Source organism: Sphingobacterium sp. LRF_L2 (genome assembly GCF_965644235.1).
Lineage (GTDB): Bacteria > Bacteroidota > Bacteroidia > Sphingobacteriales > Sphingobacteriaceae > Sphingobacterium.
This window is the reverse complement of sequence record NZ_CBFFRI010000003.1, coordinates 407,439-429,324: the sequence shown is the minus strand read 5'-3', so window position 1 is coordinate 429,324 and position 21,886 is coordinate 407,439. Positions and strand designations below refer to the sequence as shown.

At 40.2% G+C, this 21,886-nt stretch carries 17 protein-coding genes; 10 read left to right on the top strand and 7 right to left on the bottom strand.

Annotated features, from left to right (window positions below):
- Positions 1-12: 12 nt before the first annotated feature.
- The 3 genes from uvrA to xseA form a co-directional block, all read right to left on the bottom strand.
- Positions 13-2,826, bottom strand: a complete 2,814-nt coding sequence (gene uvrA / locus ACSZOX_RS07850) for an excinuclease ABC subunit UvrA (protein WP_437919313.1) — start codon at positions 2,824-2,826, stop codon at positions 13-15.
- A 114-nt stretch (positions 2,827-2,940) separates the two neighbouring features.
- Positions 2,941-3,162, bottom strand: coding sequence for an exodeoxyribonuclease VII small subunit (gene xseB / locus ACSZOX_RS07845; protein ID WP_437919311.1), 222 nt, complete (start codon positions 3,160-3,162; stop codon positions 2,941-2,943).
- 6 nt (positions 3,163-3,168) lie between these two features.
- Positions 3,169-4,419 carry an exodeoxyribonuclease VII large subunit gene (gene xseA, locus ACSZOX_RS07840; RefSeq protein WP_437919310.1) on the bottom strand — a complete coding sequence of 417 codons (1,251 nt, stop codon included), beginning with the start codon at positions 4,417-4,419 and terminating at the stop codon, positions 3,169-3,171.
- Between the two features lie 182 nt (positions 4,420-4,601).
- On the opposite strand from xseA, the gene ACSZOX_RS07835 reads away from it, so the two are divergent.
- The gene (locus ACSZOX_RS07835; RefSeq protein WP_437919309.1) at positions 4,602-6,332 is read left to right on the top strand and encodes a serine hydrolase domain-containing protein; all 1,731 of its coding nucleotides are present in this window, start codon (positions 4,602-4,604) and stop codon (positions 6,330-6,332) included.
- 72 nt (positions 6,333-6,404) lie between these two features.
- Positions 6,405-7,571: a dipeptidase gene (locus tag ACSZOX_RS07830; RefSeq protein ID WP_437919308.1), complete on the top strand. Its 1,167-nt coding sequence runs from the start codon at positions 6,405-6,407 to the stop codon at positions 7,569-7,571.
- Here ACSZOX_RS07830 and ACSZOX_RS07825 read toward each other — a convergent pair.
- Complete coding sequence (locus ACSZOX_RS07825) at positions 7,568-8,188, bottom strand: hypothetical protein (protein ID WP_437919307.1); 621 nt, start codon at positions 8,186-8,188, stop codon at positions 7,568-7,570. The two genes, ACSZOX_RS07830 and ACSZOX_RS07825, sit on opposite strands and share 4 nt — an antisense overlap.
- Positions 8,188-8,694 (bottom strand): RNA polymerase sigma factor, encoded by a 507-nt coding sequence (locus tag ACSZOX_RS07820; RefSeq protein WP_437919306.1) that lies wholly within the window; start codon positions 8,692-8,694, stop codon positions 8,188-8,190. Before ACSZOX_RS07820 ends, ACSZOX_RS07825 begins: the two co-directional genes overlap by 1 nt.
- A gap of 89 nt (positions 8,695-8,783) precedes the next feature.
- On the opposite strand from ACSZOX_RS07820, the gene radA reads away from it, so the two are divergent.
- Positions 8,784-10,172: a DNA repair protein RadA gene (gene radA / locus ACSZOX_RS07815; protein ID WP_437919305.1), complete on the top strand. Its 1,389-nt coding sequence runs from the start codon at positions 8,784-8,786 to the stop codon at positions 10,170-10,172.
- An 85-nt stretch (positions 10,173-10,257) separates the two neighbouring features.
- On the opposite strand, the gene ACSZOX_RS07810 is transcribed toward radA, so the two are convergent.
- Positions 10,258-10,926 (bottom strand): peroxiredoxin family protein, encoded by a 669-nt coding sequence (locus tag ACSZOX_RS07810; protein ID WP_437919304.1) that lies wholly within the window; start codon positions 10,924-10,926, stop codon positions 10,258-10,260.
- Positions 10,927-11,007: 81 nt separating this feature from the next.
- Between ACSZOX_RS07810 and ACSZOX_RS07805 the strand changes: the two genes are divergently transcribed.
- From ACSZOX_RS07805 to ACSZOX_RS07795, 3 genes are all read left to right on the top strand, one after another.
- Positions 11,008-12,171, top strand: coding sequence for a methionine aminotransferase (locus ACSZOX_RS07805; protein WP_437919303.1), 1,164 nt, complete (start codon positions 11,008-11,010; stop codon positions 12,169-12,171).
- Between the two features lie 126 nt (positions 12,172-12,297).
- Positions 12,298-14,220 (top strand): glucosamine-6-phosphate deaminase, encoded by a 1,923-nt coding sequence (nagB, locus tag ACSZOX_RS07800; RefSeq protein WP_437919302.1) that lies wholly within the window; start codon positions 12,298-12,300, stop codon positions 14,218-14,220.
- Positions 14,221-14,457: 237 nt separating this feature from the next.
- On the top strand, positions 14,458-16,215 hold the full coding sequence (locus ACSZOX_RS07795; RefSeq protein WP_437919301.1) for a tetratricopeptide repeat protein: 1,758 nt from the start codon (positions 14,458-14,460) through the stop codon (positions 16,213-16,215).
- 18 nt (positions 16,216-16,233) lie between these two features.
- Here the strand turns inward: ACSZOX_RS07795 and ACSZOX_RS07790 are convergent, their stop codons facing one another.
- Positions 16,234-16,581 (bottom strand): phage holin family protein, encoded by a 348-nt coding sequence (locus tag ACSZOX_RS07790; protein ID WP_437919300.1) that lies wholly within the window; start codon positions 16,579-16,581, stop codon positions 16,234-16,236.
- 246 nt (positions 16,582-16,827) lie between these two features.
- Here ACSZOX_RS07790 and ACSZOX_RS07785 point away from each other — a divergent pair, with 246 nt between their 5' ends.
- The 4 genes from ACSZOX_RS07785 to typA all read left to right on the top strand — a co-directional run bounded on the left by ACSZOX_RS07785 (position 16,828) and on the right by typA (position 21,758).
- Positions 16,828-17,241, top strand: a complete 414-nt coding sequence (locus tag ACSZOX_RS07785) for a DUF2147 domain-containing protein (RefSeq protein ID WP_437919299.1) — start codon at positions 16,828-16,830, stop codon at positions 17,239-17,241.
- A 71-nt stretch (positions 17,242-17,312) separates the two neighbouring features.
- On the top strand, positions 17,313-18,560 hold the full coding sequence (locus ACSZOX_RS07780) for an ABC transporter permease (protein ID WP_437919298.1): 1,248 nt from the start codon (positions 17,313-17,315) through the stop codon (positions 18,558-18,560).
- A 124-nt stretch (positions 18,561-18,684) separates the two neighbouring features.
- Positions 18,685-19,875, top strand: coding sequence for a glycine C-acetyltransferase (gene kbl, locus ACSZOX_RS07775; protein WP_437919297.1), 1,191 nt, complete (start codon positions 18,685-18,687; stop codon positions 19,873-19,875).
- A 77-nt stretch (positions 19,876-19,952) separates the two neighbouring features.
- Positions 19,953-21,758, top strand: a complete 1,806-nt coding sequence (gene typA / locus ACSZOX_RS07770; RefSeq protein WP_437919296.1) for a translational GTPase TypA — start codon at positions 19,953-19,955, stop codon at positions 21,756-21,758.
- Positions 21,759-21,886: the final 128 nt, after the last annotated feature.

The window sequence follows — 21,886 nt, the reverse complement described above, 5'->3', positions numbered from 1 at the left end:
ATAAATTAATATTTAAGAACGAGTGGTTAAATGTAGGTGATTTTTTAAAAACTTTCCTGTATAAGATTCGTTACATGCTGCTAATGCTTCTGGTGTTCCTTCAAAAACAAGATCTCCACCTTTATTCCCTCCTTCTGGACCGATGTCAATAACCCAGTCTGCTGTTTTAATCATTTCCATGTTGTGCTCGATGACAAGAATACTATTGCCTAATGCAATGAGGGCATCAAAAGCCTTAATAAGCTTTTGTATATCATGGAAATGAAGACCTGTCGTAGGCTCATCAAAGATGAACAAGGTTTTCTTGCTGTTGTTTCCTTTGATAAGAAACGATGCTAATTTGATACGTTGTGCTTCACCACCAGACAATGTACTTGAAGGTTGACCAAGTTTGACATACCCTAGACCTACGTCCTGTAGCGGTTTTATCTTCCCAATGATTTTGGGTTGGTCTTCAAAGAATTGAATAGCCTCGTCTACGCTTAATTCAAGAACGTCTGCTACAGACTTTCCTTTATACTCGACATCTAGAACATGTTGTTTAAAACGTTTACCACCGCAGGCTTCGCAAGGTAAGACGATGTCGGCCATAAATTGCATTTCGATTTTTACCTCGCCGTCGCCTTGGCAAATGTCGCAACGGCCGCCCTCTACATTGAAAGAGAATGCTGCAGGTTTGAGACCACCTGCTTTTGCCGTAGGAAGCGCTGAATATACTGCGCGAACCTCGTCCCATCCTTTGACATAGGTGACGGGGTTTGATCTGGATGAACGACCGATCGGATGCTGGTCAATCATCTCTATTTGCTCAACTAATGATACGTCTCCTTCCAAAGTATCAAATATGCCCGTTTGTTCGCCAGAATAGTTCCCTATCGCTTTTTGTAATGCGGGGTATAGTACACGTTTGACTAACGATGTCTTTCCTGATCCTGATACGCCGGTCACGACCGTAAATACGTGCAGCGGAAATGCTACATTAATTCCGTTCAAGTTATTCTCACGGGCTCCTTTAATGAGGATGGAATCTGTCCATTTACGTCTGTTTTTAGGCGTTGGAATGCTCATCGTACCATTGAGATACTGTCCTGTAAGGCTTTTTTTGTCCTTAATAATTTCGTCGTATGTGCCCGCAAAAACAAGTTTACCGCCATTGATGCCAGCTTCAGGGCCAATATCTACAAGAAAGTCTGCTGCTTCCATCATTTCTTGTTCATGTTCGACGACAATAACGGTGTTTCCTACATCACGGAGGGATTTTAAAACACCAATCAAACGTTGGGTATCGCGAGGGTGTAATCCAATGCTTGGTTCATCCAATACATAAATGGATCCAACAAGAGAACTTCCTAAGGATGTGGCTAAGTTTATACGTTGTGATTCTCCTCCCGACAATGTATTGCTCAGTCTGTTCAGCGTAAGATAACTTAATCCTACATCACATAAAAACTGGATTCTATTCAAAATCTCTGCAAGAAGTCGTTTTGCAATAATTTGCTCGTGATCTGTCAGTGCTATCGTGCTAAAGAAATGAAGAGCCTCGTCTAAAGGCAATAACACAATATCGGTGATCGATTTGCCACCGACTTTGACATAAGAAGCGTCTTTCCGTAGACGGGAGCCTTTACATTCGGGGCAATCTGTCTTCCCTCGATAGCGGGAGAGCATAACGCGATATTGTATTTTGTAAGTCTGTTGTTCGAGTTCCTCAAAAAATTCATTTAAACCGGTAAAATATTTATTCCCCGTCCATAAAAGTTGTTGTTGTTCCTTGCTGAGATCGCTGTACGATCGGTGAATTGGAAAATCAAACTTCAAGGCTTGTTTTACTAACCTATCCAGCCACTCGCCCATTTTTTCACCACGCCATGGCGCAATTGCACCATCATACACCGATTTACTTTTATCTGGAATGACCAAGTCCGGATCGATGCCGATGACTTTGCCGTAGCCTTCACACCGTTTGCAAGCACCATATGGATTATTGAAACTGAAAAAATTGGGGGTAGGCTCTTCAAAGACGATGCCGTCTAGTTCAAATTTATCGGAATACTGTTTTTTCTTCCCGTCAATGTCGATAAAACATTCGCCTTTTCCTTCAAAGAAGGCCGTTTGGACAGAGTCGGCAATGCGACTGAAGGTGTCTTCTTGTTTGTCTAAGCGAATCCGATCGATTACAATCTGGACGTCGTCGGTGGCGAAGTCTTTGTTTTTGATCGATTTATCATCTATAATCGTTTCAATCTTTTGTATGCTATTCTCAAAAAATACGCGGACAAAACCTTTCTGCAAAAGAAGTGATAACTCCTCTTTCAGCTTGCGCTTGTTTACTGGAATAAGCGTAGCAAAAATCGTTATTGTCGTGTCTTCGGGGTATGTCATCAGTTCATCGATAATAGAAGACACGGTATCCTTTGTTACTTCCGTACCAGAAACAGGAGATATTGTTTTTCCAATTCGGGCATAAAGTAATTTTAGATAATCGTAGATCTCTGTGGATGTTCCAACCGTAGAGCGTGGATTAGAAGTAATGACTTTTTGTTCAATAGCAATAGCCGGTGCTATTCCTTTAATATAGTCTACTTCTGGCTTGTTCATTCGCCCCATAAATTGTCGGGCATACGACGACAAACTCTCTACGTAACGTCGTTGTCCTTCTGCATAAAGGGTGTCAAATGCCAAAGATGATTTGCCCGAACCGGACATTCCTGTAATAACGATAAGCTTGTTTTTGGGAATATTGACATCTATGTTTTTTAGATTATTGACGCGCGCACCTTTAATTTGGATATAAGATTTAGCGTTTTGTTCCGATTTTTTTGACATAACTAACAAAGGTAACGATTTTATCAGATTTAGTTCTATTCACTCTTCAGCTCACGCCATCCCAAAGTGAATTTGTGGCGAAAGAGTGATAAAAAGGGATTACAGAGATAAGAGTTATTCCTCTTCGCTCTTTGACTGCTCTTGGTGCAGCTTTGTCAATAGTCTATCTACCTCAGCTTCTGACGATACGAGCTTCGCTTTGCAAATTGCAATAAGTTCCGATGCACGTTTAATTTTCTCCGTAAGGTCGTCCACATTAATTTGACCAGATTCAATCGCAGAAACGATCGACTGTAGCTCATCGTAAGCTTCTTCGTAAGTGTAAGGTTTGCTCATCGTACTTTATTTTAGAATGTGACTTCGGACTACTCCATTGAAAAATGTTGTTTCTATCTCGTCTCCGGATTTAAGATTTGAGCCGTCGATAATAGCTTCTCCATTGGCTCTTGTGATGCTAAACCCGCGACTTAACAATGCTTTAGGATCGGCTAACTTTATTAAACGTTGTACGTTTTCCAAATTTAACGATTGATCTTTTAACAGTTGTTTACTGAAAAGTGTGAGGTGGTTCTGCATCGTGTTTAAATGATGATTTTGGTTGGCTAATATCGCTCTGCTAAACCAGCTGATCGTTTGGGAAAACTGGTTAAGTTGTCGTTCTTCTCGCTCAAACCGAACTTTCGTAGCATCGACAATGCGTCGCAGAGCTTCATCAATAGGGATGGCAAATTCGTGAAAGCGTTGAATCAAGAAATCCGCAAGCTCACTTGGCGTTATGGCATTTTTGTAGGCAACCATTTCACTGACTGTTTCATTGGTGGAATGGCCAATTCCCGTCAGAACAGGAATTGGAAAAATTGCAATGGCTTTTGCTAACTGATAATTGTTGTAGGAGGAAAGTCCTACTTCTCCACCTCCGCCCCTAATGATGGCTACAGCGTCAAACATTGCCGTCTTTTCTGCAATATTAGCCAACTGGCGGATTATGGAAGGAATCGATTTATCTCCTTGCAGAAGTGCCGGAAAAAGACTGTATTCAAAACGGTAATGCCATGGATTATTGTTAATGATTTTAAAGAAATCCGATAATCCCTTGCTAGTCTCTACAGAGATAATTGCAAGCCGTTTTGGAACTCTTGGAAATGGACGTGTTTTATTCGCGTAAAACAACCCCTCTTTTTGCAGTGTTTTGATACTTTCCTGTTTTTCCTTTTCAAGTTCCCCCAAAACAAAAGTAGGGTCTATATCCACAATTTTTAAACTAAACCCGTACATCGGATCGTATGATATACCGGCTTGGAACAACATGGTTATTCCCTCTCGTAGCGGTTCATTTAGCAGTTCGATAAATTGTTTGTTGATCCGTTGATAGTCCATCTTCCAAAGAATGGAACGCATTTCGGCAACGATTTTGCCATCTTTCTTCTCCACAAGCTCAGGATAGCAATGTCCCGAATGAGAATAATGGTTTAGCTTGTTCATTTCAGCTTTAATCCAATACAAGCTTTTGTAACGATCCGAAATGGTTTTTTGGATGCTACGGGAAACTTCTAAAAGCGAGAAAATGGTCTTACTATTTACAACCTCAGGCATAGTCAAACATAGATAAATTTAGTTTTATAAACAACAAACTATACAGACTATGTTTCGCGTTTAATGGATCATTTTTGCTCTTATTATTTTTTGTACAAGTAAAAAAATCAGTGCTTATTGTTGCTCTTTATTTGTAAGTTTACGTATAAAGCAGATGTGCTTCTAAAATTTATGATGAACTTATGAAATGGATTTATCGTTGTATTGGTTTGATTATATTGTTGTTAGCTTTTGATGCTGTTGGGCAGGTACAATACAAACAGACCTTGGTTAATCACACAAAGTTGCTTCAAGATGCAGCTCATTTCATTCCTTTAACGAATTTAGATAGGCAAAGCGTCGTTGTAGTTTCTCCTTTTCCGACACGCTATCAACCATTCGTCGAGATGCTCCGTAACTATGTAGATCTAAATGTGTCGGATTTCAATCAATATGATGAGAATGTTAAGGGGTATAACACCGTTGTTGTTGTTGGGACAAACACAGAGTTGAGAGGTGATTTGTTGGTAAAAATACGCCAATCGATGGCTGAAGGTAAACAGGTTATTCTTGTGCAGTTTGGAGATCTTGCAGAAAAATTCCCTTGGATAAAAACAGATCTACCCTTGGAGCTTGTCGTTTTGCACAGCAGGTACCTTGATATACAAGCGCAACAAAATGCGGCAATGTCTCTGTTGGGAGGGCTTGCTATTACCGAAGGGAAATTGAAAACCTCACAGACGAGATTGCAGTATACAAATGGAGTGGGGGCGGGTCTTAACATAACATTAATGACCAAAAAAATAGATGAAATAGCAGAGGAAGCTATCAAGGGAAAGGCTACTCCAGGCATGGTTGTTATGGCGGTAAAAAACGGTCAGGTGATATTTAATAAAGCATATGGATCACATACCTATGGGGGAAAGAGGCTGACCTCTGTGAATGATATTTTTGACCTTGCTTCTGTCAGCAAAATAGTTGGCACCACACCTGTTATTATGCATCTAACAGAAATGGGCCTGATTCGCTTGGATAGTACTATTGGAACTTATTTACCGGAAGCTCGTGGAACAAATAAGGACCGGATTCCCCTTCGAAGCGTACTGCTTCATGAGGCTGGTTTTACGCCATTTATTCCCTTCTATAGGGCATTGAAAGAAGGGGATTTGTTACGTTTTTCCGATAAGGAGCATCAAGTGGTTGTGGCCGATAGTGCTTACTTACGAAATAACTATTACCGTAATGTGATGTGGCCGGAAATGTTGCACTCTGCAGTGAAACCGGTTGGAACATACTTGTATAGTGATCTTAGCATGTATGTTATGAAGGAAATTGCAGAGCATGAGACGCAGGAATCGCTGGATAAATATGTACAACATCTTCTATTTAAACCAATCGGAATGAAGACGGCAGGTTACAATCCGAGACAGGTCTATCCCAAAGAAAGAATGGTGCCTACAGAACGTGATACCTCTTTTCGAAAAGTATTATTGCAAGGGTATGTACACGATCAGGGTGCGGCGATGGCTGGCGGGGTTGCTGGACATGCTGGGTTGTTTGCAACAGCGAACGATTTGGCTATTTATGGGCAGTTGCTTTTAAATCGTGGCACATATGGTGGTATACGTTATTTTAAACCTGAGACAGTCGATCTTTTTACGTCCAAACAATCTACTTCTAGTCGACGAGGTTTAGGATTTGATCGAGCAGATCCTGACCCTAAAAAAGCATATCCATCAAAGCTGGCGAATGAATCTGTTTTTGGACATACAGGGTATACAGGCACCTGTATATGGATAGATCCTAAAAACCAATTGGTTTACATCTTTCTTTCTAATCGTGTGCACCCGCAGGTAACGACAAGACTATTGGATATGAATATTCGTGGGCGTATTCAAGATGCTATTTATGAAACGATCCATGCCGAAAGATGAAGTGAAATACCTCTATCGAAATAGGGCGAGGAGAATTTTACAATACTTACAAAAGAGACATGTATTAAATCTATGAAGAGAATAGAACTCATTTTTACTGTTTTTCTGTCGTTGACAGTATTTACAATGGTCTTAGGACAGGATAATGGCGCGTTTCATCGTAGTTTACTCGTGGTTGATGGTCACAATGATGTTATTTATGAATCTTTGTTGAAAGGGAGGGACATTGGAAAGCGCATAGACGTTGGGCATACGGATATTCCTCGTTTGCAGGAAGGGGGTGTTGATGTACAGGTTTTTGCGGTTTGGTCTGATGATAAAAAATTTGGTACGGGCAAGGCCTTTAGACATGCAAATAAGCAAATTGATGCATTAGAATACATGGTTCTAAAGAATAAATCAAGCATTGCCATTGCAAAACGATATGCCGATATCGATAAGATCATAGCGGAGGGGAAAATCGCTGCAATCATCGGTGTTGAAGGAGGAAATATGATTGAAAATTCGCTTGATAATCTGGATAGCTTATACCATCGAGGCGCTCGATATCTGACATTGACCTGGAATTATAATCTATCGTGGGCTTCTGCGGCGGCCGTGGAATCTAAGTCTGAAGGAAGTCGGGGAAAAGGATTGACATCTTTAGGAGAGCGTATTATTCGGCGGATGAACGAATTGGGTATGATGGTGGATCTATCGCATGTGGGGGAAAAAACATTTTATGATGTTCTTGCAATAACGACGAAGCCTGTTCTGGTCTCTCATAGTAACGCTTATAGTTTGATGCCACACTACAGGAATTTAAAAGATGCGCAACTAGACGCGCTCCGAAAGAATGGAGGGGTGGTTGGGGTGAATTTTTATTCGGGATTTCTAGATCCAGATTTTACTACGCGTGCTAAGCAGCTTTATAGACAACATTTTAAAGAAAAAGGTAACTACAACCTTTCAGCAGTTCGGCAATACGAGCAATTGCCTTTAGCCTTAAGAAGAAAGGCTGATGCGCCACTTGCTACTCTCCTTGATCATATTGACTATCTCGTGGGAAAATTAGGGGTAGATCACGTTGCTGTGGGTTCTGATTTTGATGGTATCGAATCATCTCCCCAAGGACTAGAGGATGTTTCCAAATTTCCTGTGCTTACAGATGCTTTGTTAAAGCGCGGATACAGTAAAACAGATGTTGCCAAGATCATGGGCGGAAACTTTTTGCGATTAATGAGAGAAAATGAAAATTAATTTCGAGGGCCTTCTTCTATTCGTATAAGTTCCTCGTAATTATTGTCTAATTTCTTTACTAAACGTTTGTATAGTAGTTTGTAATATACGCGTACTAAAAGTAGGAATAACCAACAAAATATGGAGACAAGGAAAATCATAAATAGAACGAAAGGAATAACATCTTTTATTGATTGGCCTTTGAGCTCTGCTACCAACATTTCGACAGATGTTAAGATAAAGGCAAATATAATGCAGTATATATTAAATTGAATGTATCTGTTGACGTGTTTCCTTGTTTCTAATATAGTTTCTAGTAACACTTTTGTATTTGTGGTATTCTTGATATGCCAATAGCTCGTGAAAAATCGGTAAATGAAATATAAGATAACAGCATAAAATATAATGTCATAGCTCGTGTAGGCGATCTTATAAAATAAGGGGTGACTGTTGTTGTCGGGGAGGACAAATAACCCTAAAATAATTCCTATGGTTAGCTCGATTAGGCTGATGATAAAGATCCATTTTACGATCGAAGACGAACTTTTATGTGTCATCCTTCTGATTTCTTCCCGTTCGATCTTTGGAAAATTACGATCCTCATTCCAATGTTGTTTCAGTAAATCCAATCCGTCCATTATATACCTCCTTGCTGAGTTAACATGTTTTTTAATTTTGTTTTTATGCGATTCATTTTTACTCGGGCATTCACTTCACTGATCCCCAGCGTTTCCGCTATTTCGCCATAATCTTTGTCTTCTAAATACATATACACTAATGCTTTTTCAATATCATTGAGTTGTCGAACAGCGGCATAAAGAAAGCGGAGTTTTTCTTCTTGTTCATCATTGTATTCCTCATACCGGATATTTTGTAAGGAATTATCCCATTCAATCGTGGATACACGACGTTTTTTTGCTCGGTAAAGGGATATGGCAGTATTTAGTGATACGCGATAGGCCCAGGTAGAAAACTTAGATTCTCCTTTAAATTTGGGATAAGAATGCCATAATTGTATAACCATTTCCTGAAATAGATCTTTATGTGCCTCCAAGTCCTCTGCATATAGTTTACAGATTTTGTGAAGAATGTTTTGGTTTTCTTCCAAGAGGTTGATAAAGTCTATTTCCAGCGTTTTGCTCATATAGGGTTATATGTCGAAGGTAATGAGAAGATGTTACAGCTGCTACAAATTATTTGAAAAATATGTGCTTCAATTTGTTAATTTCGTAAATGGCAAAAGCGAAAGCATCTTATTTCTGTCAGCATTGTGGTTATGAATCCCCTAAGTGGTTGGGACAATGCCCTTCTTGTAAGCAGTGGAATAGTTTTGTAGAAGAGTTGGTGGAAAAGACAGGCTCTAAGGTTCCGGAATGGAGAAGTATGTCTGCTCCTGCTTCGTCGACGCGTCGGGCGAATAAAGCGGCAGTTATCAACGAAATTGTCTATCAGGACGAGCAGCGATTGGCGACTCCAGACCGAGAATTCAACCGCGTATTGGGAGGGGGGATTGTTCCTGGTTCATTGGTGTTGATTGGGGGGGAGCCTGGCATCGGTAAGTCTACGCTAATGCTACAATTGGCATTAAGTATTCCTCAGGTTAAGACCCTATATATTTCAGGAGAAGAAAGTGAGCAACAAATTAAGATGAGGGCAGAGCGGCTCGTGCAGAATTCGAAAGCCAATTGCTATATCCTAACCGAGACATCCACACAAAATATTTTTAAACAAATTGAGGTAGTACAACCTAATATTGTCGTTATTGACTCCATACAGACGCTCCATTCTTCGCAGATGGAGTCTGCACCGGGATCGGTTTCACAGGTTCGGGAGTGTACGGCCGAACTATTACGTTTTGCCAAGGAGACCAGTACGCCTGTGTTTATCGTAGGGCATATAACAAAAGATGGTTCCATTGCAGGTCCTAAGGTCTTGGAACATATGGTGGATACTGTCTTGCAGTTTGAAGGGGACAGGCATCATGTCTACCGTATCTTGCGGGCAGTGAAGAACAGATTTGGATCTTCGGCTGAATTAGGTATTTATGAAATGCAAGGATCTGGATTACGGGAAGTGTCTAATCCTTCAGAGATCATGCTTTCCCAGCGAGAAGAACCTGTAAGTGGAGTGGCAATTGCCGCGATGCTCGAGGGGATGAGGCCGTTGATGATTGAAGTGCAAGCTTTGGTCAGCAATTCTGCTTTTGGAACGCCTCAACGGACGTCCACAGGTTTTGATACGAAACGACTGAGCATGTTGCTTGCGGTTTTGGAAAAACGATTTGGATTCCGATTGAGTGCACAAGATGTTTTTTTGAATATTGCCGGTGGATTACGCGTGGAGGATCCTGCTATTGATTTGGCTGTGATCGCTGCATTGATTTCTTCGCAACAGGATATTCCGTTGTCTTCTCAACTCACTTTTGCGGGCGAAGTCGGGCTTTCTGGAGAGATTCGGGCTGTAAATCGCGTCGAACAACGTATCGCTGAAGCAGAAAAATTAGGCTTTGAGGGTATTTTTATCTCTAAGTATAATACCAAAGGATTGGATGCAAAGAAATTTAATATCGCTATTCGGCCCTTGGCGAATTTGGAAGATTTGTTTCGCGCGCTGTTTGGATAATGTTCATTCTTGATCACTTTTAATTAAAAACAGCTTCTATGTTTCATAGAAGCTGTTTTTAATTAAAAAGGTAGAAAATTCGGAACTACTTTAGTAGTTCCCGTAATTTCACATTGAGGTCTTCCCCATGCAGGTTTCTCGCTATAATAATACCTTGAGGATCGACTAAAATATTTTGAGGTATAGCCCGAACACCGTATAAGGTACCTGCAGCATTTTGCCAAGATTGTAAGTCGGATATGTGTTTCCAGGTTAGGTTATCGTTTTTTATTGCCTTTACCCAGTCTTCTAATTTTCTGTCGAAAGAAACGCCTAAAATTTCGAAATTTTTGTCTTTGAATTCAGCATACGTCTTTACTAGATTGGGATTTTCACGTCGACAATCGGGACACCATGCTGCCCAAAAATCTATTAATACATATTTACCGCGTAGGTCAGACAGCGAATACGGCTCTCCCTCTGGTGTAAATTGTGTGATCGCTGGTGCTTTCTTCCCTACGGAAGAAGCTTCTAAACGTTTTAAGTAATTGTCGAATACTTTACCATCTCTGGATTTGCGAACAGATTTATCCAAACCCTTATAAAGCTCCCGAAGCTCTTTGTATTCAGGATAGTATCCCCCAACTTTTTGTATCGTCTTGAGGCTTTCTACATTTTTTGGATTTGCCTTAATTTCTGCTATAAGCTCTTCTTTTTTCTGTGCAAAGGTTAAGACCGGGATTGCAAACAGAAATGCCCATAATATTTTCTTCATAATATCTTCCACATATTTCTTTATAAACCTATGTCAAATATAAATAATCTATTACTTTAGTAGTGTAATTCTTTATTAAAAATGACAAAAGCCTTTCAAAACGATTTCCTAAAATCTAAGTTGCCTAGCACGAGTGTGAGTATATTTTCGCAGATGTCAACACTAGCCGAAAAGCATCAGGCCCTGAATTTGTCTCAGGGTTTTCCCAATTATCCTACATCGGAGCAGCTTATCGGTTTGGTGGATCATTATTTACGGAAGGGCTACAATCAATATGCACCGATGCCGGGTGTTTTGGCATTGCGAGAACGTATATCGGAGAAAGTGGAACGACTTTATAATTGTCAAGCGGATCCTGAGCGGGAGGTTACAATAACCTCTGGCGGCACGCAGGCTTTATTTACTGTTATTGCTACCTTGGTGAATTTTGGGGATGAGGTTATTGTTTTCGAGCCCGCATACGATTCTTATGCGCCAGCTGTAGAAATCTTCGGAGGAAAGGTTGTGCCAATTAGGCTCGTTGCACCTAATTTTGATATAGATTGGGAGGAAGTGCGGGCAGTAATAAACGATAATACGAAGTTAATTATTATAAACAATCCGAACAATCCGTCGACAAAAACCTTGAAAAAAGAGGATTTAGAGGCTTTGGAAGCTATTATTCAGGGGAGTAATGCTTTTATTCTAAGTGACGAAGTTTATGAACATATTATTTTTGACGGAAGGAAGCATCTTTCCATGTTGGCATATCCTAAATTACTTGAACGGAGTTTTATTGTGGCTTCATTCGGCAAGTTGCTTCATACTACAGGTTGGAAATTGGGCTACGCGATTGCTCCAGCAGCACTAATGGCAGAGTTTAGGAAGGTGCATCAGTTTAATGTGTTCAGTGCAAATACACCGATACAATGGGCTATCGCCGATTATTTGAAGAACGCGGATCATTACCTTGGTCTTCCTGATTTTTTTCAGGAAAAACGGGATCTCCTAGTTACAGGCTTGGCGGCCTCTCGATTAGAGGTCTTGCCGAGCGAGGGAACGTATTTTCTGTTAGTTAATTATAAGCAGATTAGCGATTCAAGTGAATTCGATTTTGCACGGCAGTTAACGATAGAAAATGGTTTAGCGACCATTCCAGTTTCGGCATTTTACAGTGCTCCAAAGGAACAGCATTTACTTCGTTTATGTTTTGCAAAAGATAAAGATACGTTGGATAAGGCGATCGAATTATTGCAAAAATTATAAGCTAAAATGAATAAAAAAGGTGGTCTTGCATTTTTTTGCATGATTTCGCGTGATTTATTCGGTTTGAAAAGGTTTTATTTTTTAAATTTGTTACTCAGGTTGTTAACAATATAATACTCCTTATTAATGGCAAGATTAAATTTATTAGAGGAAACACGTTTTGAGCGGGTGCCCGTTAAAGTGTACCCTACGCAAGGCGAAGCCTCCGTGGATGTTGCTAACCGAATTGCTGCTATCATCAAAGAAAAACAAACAAAGGGCGAAACAGCTGTTTTAGGTTTGGCAACAGGAGCTACTCCAGTCAAAGTGTACAAGGAACTGGTCCGTCTTCATCAGGAAGAAGGGCTTAGTTTTAAGAATGTCGTAACATTCAACTTGGATGAATACTATCCGATGAAAGCTGGTGCAGATCAGAGTTACGTAACATTTATGAACAAGAATCTTTTTGACCACATTGACATTCCGAAAGAGAATATTAACATTCCTGATGGAACGCTAACAGAAGAGTCTATTCATACTTTCTGCGAAGCTTATGAACAAAAGATTACAGATCTCGGGGGGATTGATGTACAACTTTTGGGTATTGGCCGTACAGGCCATATTGGATTTAACGAGCCTGGGTCTGCGCCTAATTCCGGTACACGCTTAGTGATCTTAGATGATTTGACACGCCGTGATGCATCCAGAGATTTTGGAGGAAAAGAAAATGTTCCTACAAAGGCTATCACGATGGGCGTTGGGACGATATTCAAAGCCAAGGAGATTATTTTAATGGCTTGGAACGAGAAGAAAGCAGAGATTGTGAAAAAAGCTGTTGAAGGCGATATCTCTTCTGAAATCCCGGCAACCTATCTACAATTGTCTGATCAAGTTGAATTTGTTCTTGATGAGGATGCTGCTTCTCTTTTAACGCGGTTTGATTTACCTTGGTTAGCACATGATGTAATCTGGACAGATGCGTTGGCGAAGAAAGCTGTCGTTTGGTTATCCCTTAAATTAAATAAAGCTATTTTAAAGCTAACGGATGATGATTACAATAATAATGGGATGGCTCAATTGGTTACGGAAAAAGGGCCAGCATATAACATCAATATCAAGATCTTCAATGAGCTGCAGCGTACAATAACTGGTTGGCCAGGGGGTAAGCCGGGGGTGGACGATACGAATAGACCGGAGCGTGCAGAACCTGCTCGCAAAAATGTAATCTTGTTTTCGCCGCACCCTGATGATGATGTGATATCAATGGGAGGGACATTTATCCGACTTGCCGATCAGGGGCATAATGTGCATGTTGCTTATCAAACTTCGGGAAATACAGCTGTTTGGGACGATGACGTGTTACGATACCTTGAATTTGTGCAAGATTTTGCAAAAGCTATCGATGATGATCAAGGCATAACAACAAAGATTTATCAAGACGCACGTGCTTTTTTTGAAACAAAGCAACCAAATCAGGTAGATCCGGAGGTTATTAGAACTATTAAGGCCTTAATTCGTAAAGGGGAGGCTATTGCAGGAGCTCGATTCGTTGGATTACCGGATGAAAATATACATTTCCAAGATTTGCCATTTTATGATCGAGGTAAATTCTCAAAGGAGGTGTCGTTTGAAGATGATATTCAACAGACGATTGAGCTGTTACGTGCTGTGAAACCTCATCAGGTCTTTGCTGCAGGAGATTTTGCGGATCCACATGGTACCCATAGAGTATGTTTTGATATTCTTTTTGAGGCATTGAGACGCTTGGCGCAGACCGATGAGTGGACTAAAGATTGTTGGTTATGGCTGTACCGTGGTGCTTGGCACGAATATCCAATCGATGAGATTGAGATGGCTGTTCCGCTCTCTCCGCAAGAGGTGAAACGTAAGCGTCTAGCTATATTTAAACATCAGTCACAGAAAGATGTACCTGTATTCCCTGGAGATGATCCTAGAGAGTTTTGGGTGCGTGCAGAGGATCGTACTAGCGAGACGGCCGCTCTCTATCGTAAATTGGGATTGGCGGATTACGAAGCAATTGAAGCTTTCGTCCGTTGGAAATTCGATTAAATATAATATTTTAGAGAAAGCGTCTTTCACAGGCGCTTTCTCTTTTTAGTGTATAATGACACTCCCTTCGTTTTAATTTGGCCAACTTCTTATAAATACTTCATATTCAACCTTGTTTTCAAATAAATGAAGGGGTTTTGCCGGTTCGAGCATCCTTTATTGAATAGAAATGCCTATAAGAATGTTTTTATGTGTAACTTGGCGTGCTAAATTTGATTCAAGGTACCATAAGAAATTATGTGGGGGAATAATTCGAATAAAATAACGAGATATATTTTTTTATTTTTTTTACAATTTTTTCTTGCGGGAGGTCTATTCGATTGTCAATCGAAGGATGTTTCTGACCAAGATAGGTTTGTGCAGTTATTTCGGGACTATCACCAGAGGTTTGAAAAAGAAAACGAACAGCAGGAAACATGGGAGCTTACAAGTACGGAGATGCAAGATGCTTTGACATCAATTGCTTATCAAATAAACTTAGCGAAGTTCTATGCAGAAAGAATAGGTAAAGAGAACGAAAAGAGTCGCAAGTTGTTTGATGATGTCGTTGAAAAAGCAAAGTTGTTACCTGGTAAAGAAGTATTGACTTTTGCATTGGCGCAAAGGGGTTATTATTATTATCGGATGCGCAAGATTTCTCTCGCTATGCCAGATATTATAGAAGCTGTGTTTCTTTTGGAGCGTAACCCCAAAATGGAACCCCCTTTTTCCAGTGAAGTATATAAACAGATTGGTTTTTTCTTAGGTACAATAGGAGACTATGAGGCGGCAAATCACTTTTTACGAGAATCATTGAGAAACGTTGGTTCTGCAGATGCTAAAGATAGAGCAAGTCTATTGGATAACATCGGGTATTACACTTTGAAATTGAAAGACACTATTGGAGCACAGCGCTACTTTGAAGAGGCGTTGAAGGTTGCGGTAGAAAAGAACGATGATATCCGTCATGCAAAGGTACTGGGTAATCTGGCGTTGATCGCTTGGGGAAAAGGTGATAAAGAACTTGCTGTCGATTATTTTTTGAACGATGTGAACTTATCTGTCGCAAAAGGCGATGAATTGAATGCGTTATATGCTACGAACTTATTAGCCAAATTACTGTTAGAGGAGGGGCGTGTAAAAGAGGCGAAAAGCTATCTTAAAAAAGTTGCTTCTTTTGCTGAAAGTCACGAGAACTTGATTGTACACCGTCATACCGTACATCAATTGCTGCTAGAGATTGCTATAAAAGAGGGGGATGAGAAAAATGAGGTCGAAGAACGCCGCCGATTATATATCATGCAGGATAGCTTAAGTATGTTTGACGGGGAAAATGTTACGAAGCAGACGGCTTGGCTAACAGAACGTAAAATGATTACAGAACGTTTAAAGGAAACGAATGCAAGTTATTTTATAGAAAGAAAAAAAAGTCGCTGGCTCATTGGTATAGGCGGATTTGTGATTGTGGTTAGTACTGCTTTTTATGTATTTATCATGCGCCGAAATAAGCGAAGACAGGCTGAAGATCAATTCCGTATGCGGAATCTAGTGCGCGAAACCACTGTGCTGGATGAGGAATTACATCGTGCGACGTTGTCTTTGGTAGAAGTCAACAGCTCCCTTGAAGAGAAAGAATTTCTCATACAAAATTTGGAAAATAAACTTAGACTTTTAGAGCAACACCGAGATAAAAGTGTGTCGATCGATGAGAATCTTGTCGAATTATTAGCTTCTCATTTACGAACCGAGGATAACTGGAACCAATTTAGAAAGGCCTTTGTGTCGGTTTATCTTGAATTTTACCAAGATCTTATAGCTACTTTTCCAGAGCTTTCAGAGAGTAATCTTCGGGTAATTTTTTTATGGAAATTAAATCTAACAACACAAGAGATTAGCAGTTTGCTCGGCGTTACTCCAGAGGCGGTTAAAAAATCGAAGCAAAGACTCCGTAAAAAGTTGGGCGATGAACGATACCAACATTTTTTGTCGTTGTTACATACGGGAGTCAGTTCCTAGTCCGAAGCCAAGTGTTGGCTACTTGCGATCGCTTGCTACACGGCCTATGATCATCTCAATGATCGCAACAACGATCGCAAATAAAGCTGCGGTCCAAAATCCATCTACATCAAACTTGTTTCCCAGAATATTGTCGCTGAGCATAATCATTAAAACAGTTATGATGAAAGAAACCAAACCAAAGGTTAGCCAGTTTAATGGAAAGGTGAAAATTCGAAGTATTCCGCCTACGACAGCATTGACTAGTCCAATAACTAATCCCGTGACTATCGCCCATCCAAATCCAGCTACATGAGCTCCAGGAACGATGAAGGCTGCTAAAGCGATAATTAGTCCGGTGAAAAAAATGCTGATTAGAAATCTCATAGGTTTTTGAATTTATATGTTTGATAATATGAATTCTAGCGGTCAAAAAAAATGCCAAAAAATAAATTTTTTTCCTGTTTTCTGCTATCGTACAACCATTAGGAAAATATTGTTATGCCTGCATAAGAAATATGTGTATATTTAAATGGAGATTATAAACTATTGGAGTGGGTTTGGTTCACGGATTATGCTGTTGTTGGATGAAGCTTGCTCGGATTTTTCAATTACATCTAATGTATAAACAAAATGAAAAAAATTGTAAGCACATGTTTAATGGTTTTATTTAGCGTATTTCTATTTGGACAGACTAGTGATCCTATTGTTGGCAAATGGCAAAATCCAAGTGGTGAAGGACGGATAGAAATATATAAAAAAGGGAACAAGTTCTTTGGAAAACTCTACTGGATCAAGGATGCCAATAAAAAGGACGAAAAGAACCCGGATTCAAATTTACGAAGTAGGAAGATACAGGGGTTGGAGATCCTGACAAACTTTAGTAAAGAAGGCGATACGTATATTGACGGACAGATCTATGATCCTAAGTCGGGGAAAACATATAGCTGTAAAATGACTTTAAAAGGTAAAGATAAGCTTGACATAAGAGGCTATATGGGGGTCTCTCTATTGGGACGGACCGAAACATGGAAACGGATTGAGTAACGGCGGCTATTTTCGCAAGCTTTTCTTTTTACTTTTCATTTTTTACCGTAATTTGGTAGAAACTACATGCCATGTCGGTTAACATGTCTTATCGTGAGAATATAAAGCTTGCGTTACAGTCAATTGTGAGTAACAGGTTGAGGACGTTCCTTACCGCCTTAATTATTGCTATAGGTATTATGGCTTTGATTGGTGTTCTCACTTCGATTGATGCAATTCAAAGCTCGTTAACGAACTCGTTCTCATCTATGGGTTCCAATTCTTTTAACATTCGAAATAGAGGCGTCAATGTGCGTATTGGCGATTCGGGTAGTCAAGCGAAAATATTTCCATCCATCACGTACCAAGATGCACTGGACTTTAAGCGAAATTTTGATTTCAATGCAGTGGTATCGTTAAGTGCCAATGTAACATGGGGAGCAACAGCAAAATATCAAACAACGAAAACGAACCCAAATATTGGGGTTGTGGGTGCTGATGAGAACTATATACAGACATCCGGATATAAGCTTGCGGATGGGAGAAACTTGACCGCACAAGATGTTGAGAATGCGACTGGTGTTGTCATTATTGGTCAGGAGGTGAAGAACAAGCTGTTTAAATATAATAAAAATCCTATTGGTGAGTTTATTTCATTGGGTGGGGAGCGTTTTACGGTTGTTGGATTACTAGAAAGTAAAGGTTCGAGTGCTGGATTTGGTGCTGATAAAGCCTGCTTTATTCCCTTATCTCGTGGACGGGCTATGATGACGCGTGCCGACCCTTCTTATGTCATTACCGTAATGACTACCGATCCCTTCAAGATGGATGCTGCGGAAGGAGAAGCTATAGCGACTTTCCGAAAGATAAGAACGCTCAACGCAAAACAGTCTAATGATTTTGAAATTATAAAATCCGATGCCGTCGCCCAGATCTTGATGCAGAATTTGACTTATATTACCGCTGGCGCCATAGTTATTGCTTTTATTACCTTGCTGGGGGCTTCTATTGGTCTTATGAATATCATGTTGGTTTCGGTTACCGAACGCACAAGGGAAATTGGTGTGAGAAAGGCTATTGGGGCTACTCCGACGGTTATTCGGAAACAATTCTTGATGGAGGCCGTAGTTATATGTGTACTAGGAGGTGTCGCGGGAGTTGTTTTGGGAATGCTGATCGGTAATTTGTTGGCACTAGCATTGGGCGCAGATTTCATCGTTCCATGGAAATGGATGTTGCTGGGAATTTCCGTTTGTGTGGGTGTCGGGATGCTATCAGGCTATTACCCTGCTTCGAAGGCCTCCCGGCTCGATCCTGTGGAAGCATTACGTTATGAGTAAGATGTGAAAGAAGGCTGTGGATAGTCGCGTTTTTAAAATATAGCCTTATCTTCGTGTAAAAATCGAACAGCTTATTTTTGAACGATTTTTACTTCTTAATTTTTAAATTTTTAGCTATAACAGCATGTTCAATACGTTAAAACCTGCATTAGAGAAAGAACTCGCCGCTATTAAGGAGGCTGGTTTATATAAGGAAGAGCGGATCATCACGACGCCTCAGGGCGCAGATATAAAAGTTGATACTGGCCAAGAGGTTATCAATTTCTGTGCAAATAATTATTTAGGATTATCATCCCATCCCAAAGTTGTAGATGCGGCAAAGAAGGCCATTGATTCTCATGGTTATGGGATGTCTTCTGTTCGGTTTATATGTGGTACGCAGGATTTACACAAAGAGCTAGAGAAGAAGATTTCCGCTTTTTTGGGTACGGAGGATACGATTCTTTATGCTGCAGCTTTCGATGCAAATGGAGGTGTATTTGAACCATTGTTGGGAGCGGAAGATGCTATTATTTCGGATGAACTTAACCATGCTTCTATTATCGACGGTGTCCGTTTGTGCAAAGCACAGAGATTTCGCTATAAAAATTGCGATATGGACGATTTGGAGACACAATTGAAAGCAGCTACTCACGCCCGACATCGTATTATTGTTACCGACGGCGCATTTTCTATGGACGGTTCTGTGGCTCCCTTAGACAAAATCTGTGACCTTGCAGATCGATACAATGCGCTAGTTATGATTGACGAGTCCCATTGTTCTGGATTTATTGGAAAGACAGGGCGTGGTACCCATGAATTGTTCAATGTTATCGACCGTATAGATATTATCACGGGTACCTTGGGTAAAGCGTTAGGCGGTGCTTCTGGTGGCTTTACCTCCGGCCGTAAGGAAATTATTGATATGTTGCGACAACGTTCGCGGCCTTACTTGTTCTCTAATACGCTTGCTCCCGCTATTGCCGGAGCTTCTGTTGCGGTGCTCGATATGCTAAGCGAGACTACCGCGTTGAGGGATAAATTGGAAGAAAATACCAAATATTTCCGCGAGCAAATGACTGCAGCAGGTTTTGATATAAAGCCTGGCTTTCATCCGATAGTGCCTGTCATGTTGTATGACGCGAAGTTGGCGCAAGAATTTGCTGCACGCATGTTGGAAGAAGGTATTTATGTGATTGGATTTTATTATCCTGTTGTCCCTCAAGATAAAGCGCGTATACGGGTTCAAATATCCGCAGGACATGACATTCGTCACCTCGATAAAGCGATCGAAGCATTCGCAAAAGTTGGAAAAGAATTAAACGTAATAAAATAATAATATAAAAAATAAAAATTTGAGGTGCAAAATAATTATCTTTGCACCTCGAATTTTTTATAATACATTATCGCTCAATGCAAAACATCAGAAATATCGCGATTATCGCACACGTTGACCACGGTAAAACGACCCTAGTTGATAAAATTTTGTATTTCACCAATCAGTTCCGTGAAAACGAGAATGCTGGTGAACTTATTCTAGATAATAATGATTTGGAGCGTGAGCGAGGTATCACTATCGTCTCAAAAAACGTGTCTGTAAAATACAAAGACACCAAAATTAATATTATTGATACACCTGGTCACGCCGATTTCGGAGGTGAAGTAGAACGAGTTCTAAAAATGGCTGATGGTGTGGTTCTTTTGGTAGATGCCTTTGAAGGACCAATGCCGCAGACTCGTTTTGTTACAGGAAAAGCATTGGCTTTAGGTATTAAGCCTATCGTTGTTGTAAATAAGGTCGATAAAGAAAATTGTCGTCCAGATGAGGTTTACGAAAATGTATTCGACTTGTTCTTTAATCTTGGTGCAACGGAAGATCAGTTGGATTTCCCTGTATTATACGGTTCTTCTAAACAAGGTTGGATGTCTACAGATTGGAAAAAACCTACAACAGATTTTACCGATCTTCTTGATGCAATTCTTGCGCATATTCCTGCACCAAAAGTTTCTGAAGGAACGTTGCAAATGCAAGTAACTTCATTAGACTATTCTACATTTGTTGGACGTATCGCTATTGGTCGTGTTGCTCGCGGTACGATAAAAGAAAATCAACCTGTTTCTTTGGTTAAACGGGACGGTAAGATTGTTAAGTCTCGTGTGAAGGAGCTTCAAGTATTTGAAGGTTTGGGACGTATTAAAGTACCTGAAGTAAGTGCAGGTGATATTTGTGCTGTTGTTGGTATCGATGGATTTGATATTGGAGATACTATTGCCGATTTCGAAAATCCAGAGCAATTGGAAGTTATGCACATCGATGAGCCTACGATGAATATGTTGTTTACAATTAACAACTCTCCTTTCTTTGGTAAGGAAGGTAAATTCGTAACGTCTCGCCATATCTACGATCGTTTGCAAAAAGAATTAGAGAAGAATCTTGCTCTTCGCGTAGTGCCAACAGAGTCTCCTGATGCTTGGTTAGTGTATGGTCGTGGTATTCTTCACTTGTCGGTTTTGATCGAGACTATGCGTCGTGAAGGCTATGAATTGCAAGTTGGACAACCGCAAGTTATTGTAAAAGAAATCGACGGCGTTAAGTGTGAGCCTATTGAAGAATTAGTTGTTGATGTACCGGGAGATGTTGCGGGTAAGGTAATTGAATTGGTTACACAACGTAAGGGAGAACTGTTGATTATGGAATCGAAAGGTGAAATGCAACATCTAGAATTCTCTATTCCTTCTCGTGGTATCATCGGTTTACGTAACAACGTGTTGACTGCTACGGCTGGTGAGGCGGTAATGGCGCACCGTTTGAAGGGCTATGAACCATGGAAAGGAACTATTCCTGGTCGTCTTGCAGGGGTGTTGATTTCATTAGATACAGGATCTACTACAGCTTATTCTATTGATAAATTGCAAGATCGCGGACGTTTCTTCGTGGATCCAGGTGTGGACATTTACGAAGGACAAGTATTAGGAGAGCACATCCGCGACAATGATTTAACGATTAACGTTACAAAAGGAAAACAATTAACAAATATGCGTGCTTCTGGTTCTGATGATAACGTACGTATTGCTCCTGCGATTAAGTTTTCTTTGGAAGAATGCATGGAATACATTCAAGCGGATGAATACATTGAGGTTACGCCGCAGTCTGTTCGTTTACGTAAGATTTACTTGACTGAAAATGAACGTAAGATCAACGCAAAGAAATTTCAATAATTGAATTGACAGTATAATAAAGAAGAGCTTGCGATCGTCGCAAGCTCTTTTTATTTTTATAGGGACTAAAGAAAATGATTGACAAGAATCTGTAGAAGATGAACGGATCTAGATAATGATGATGTAAA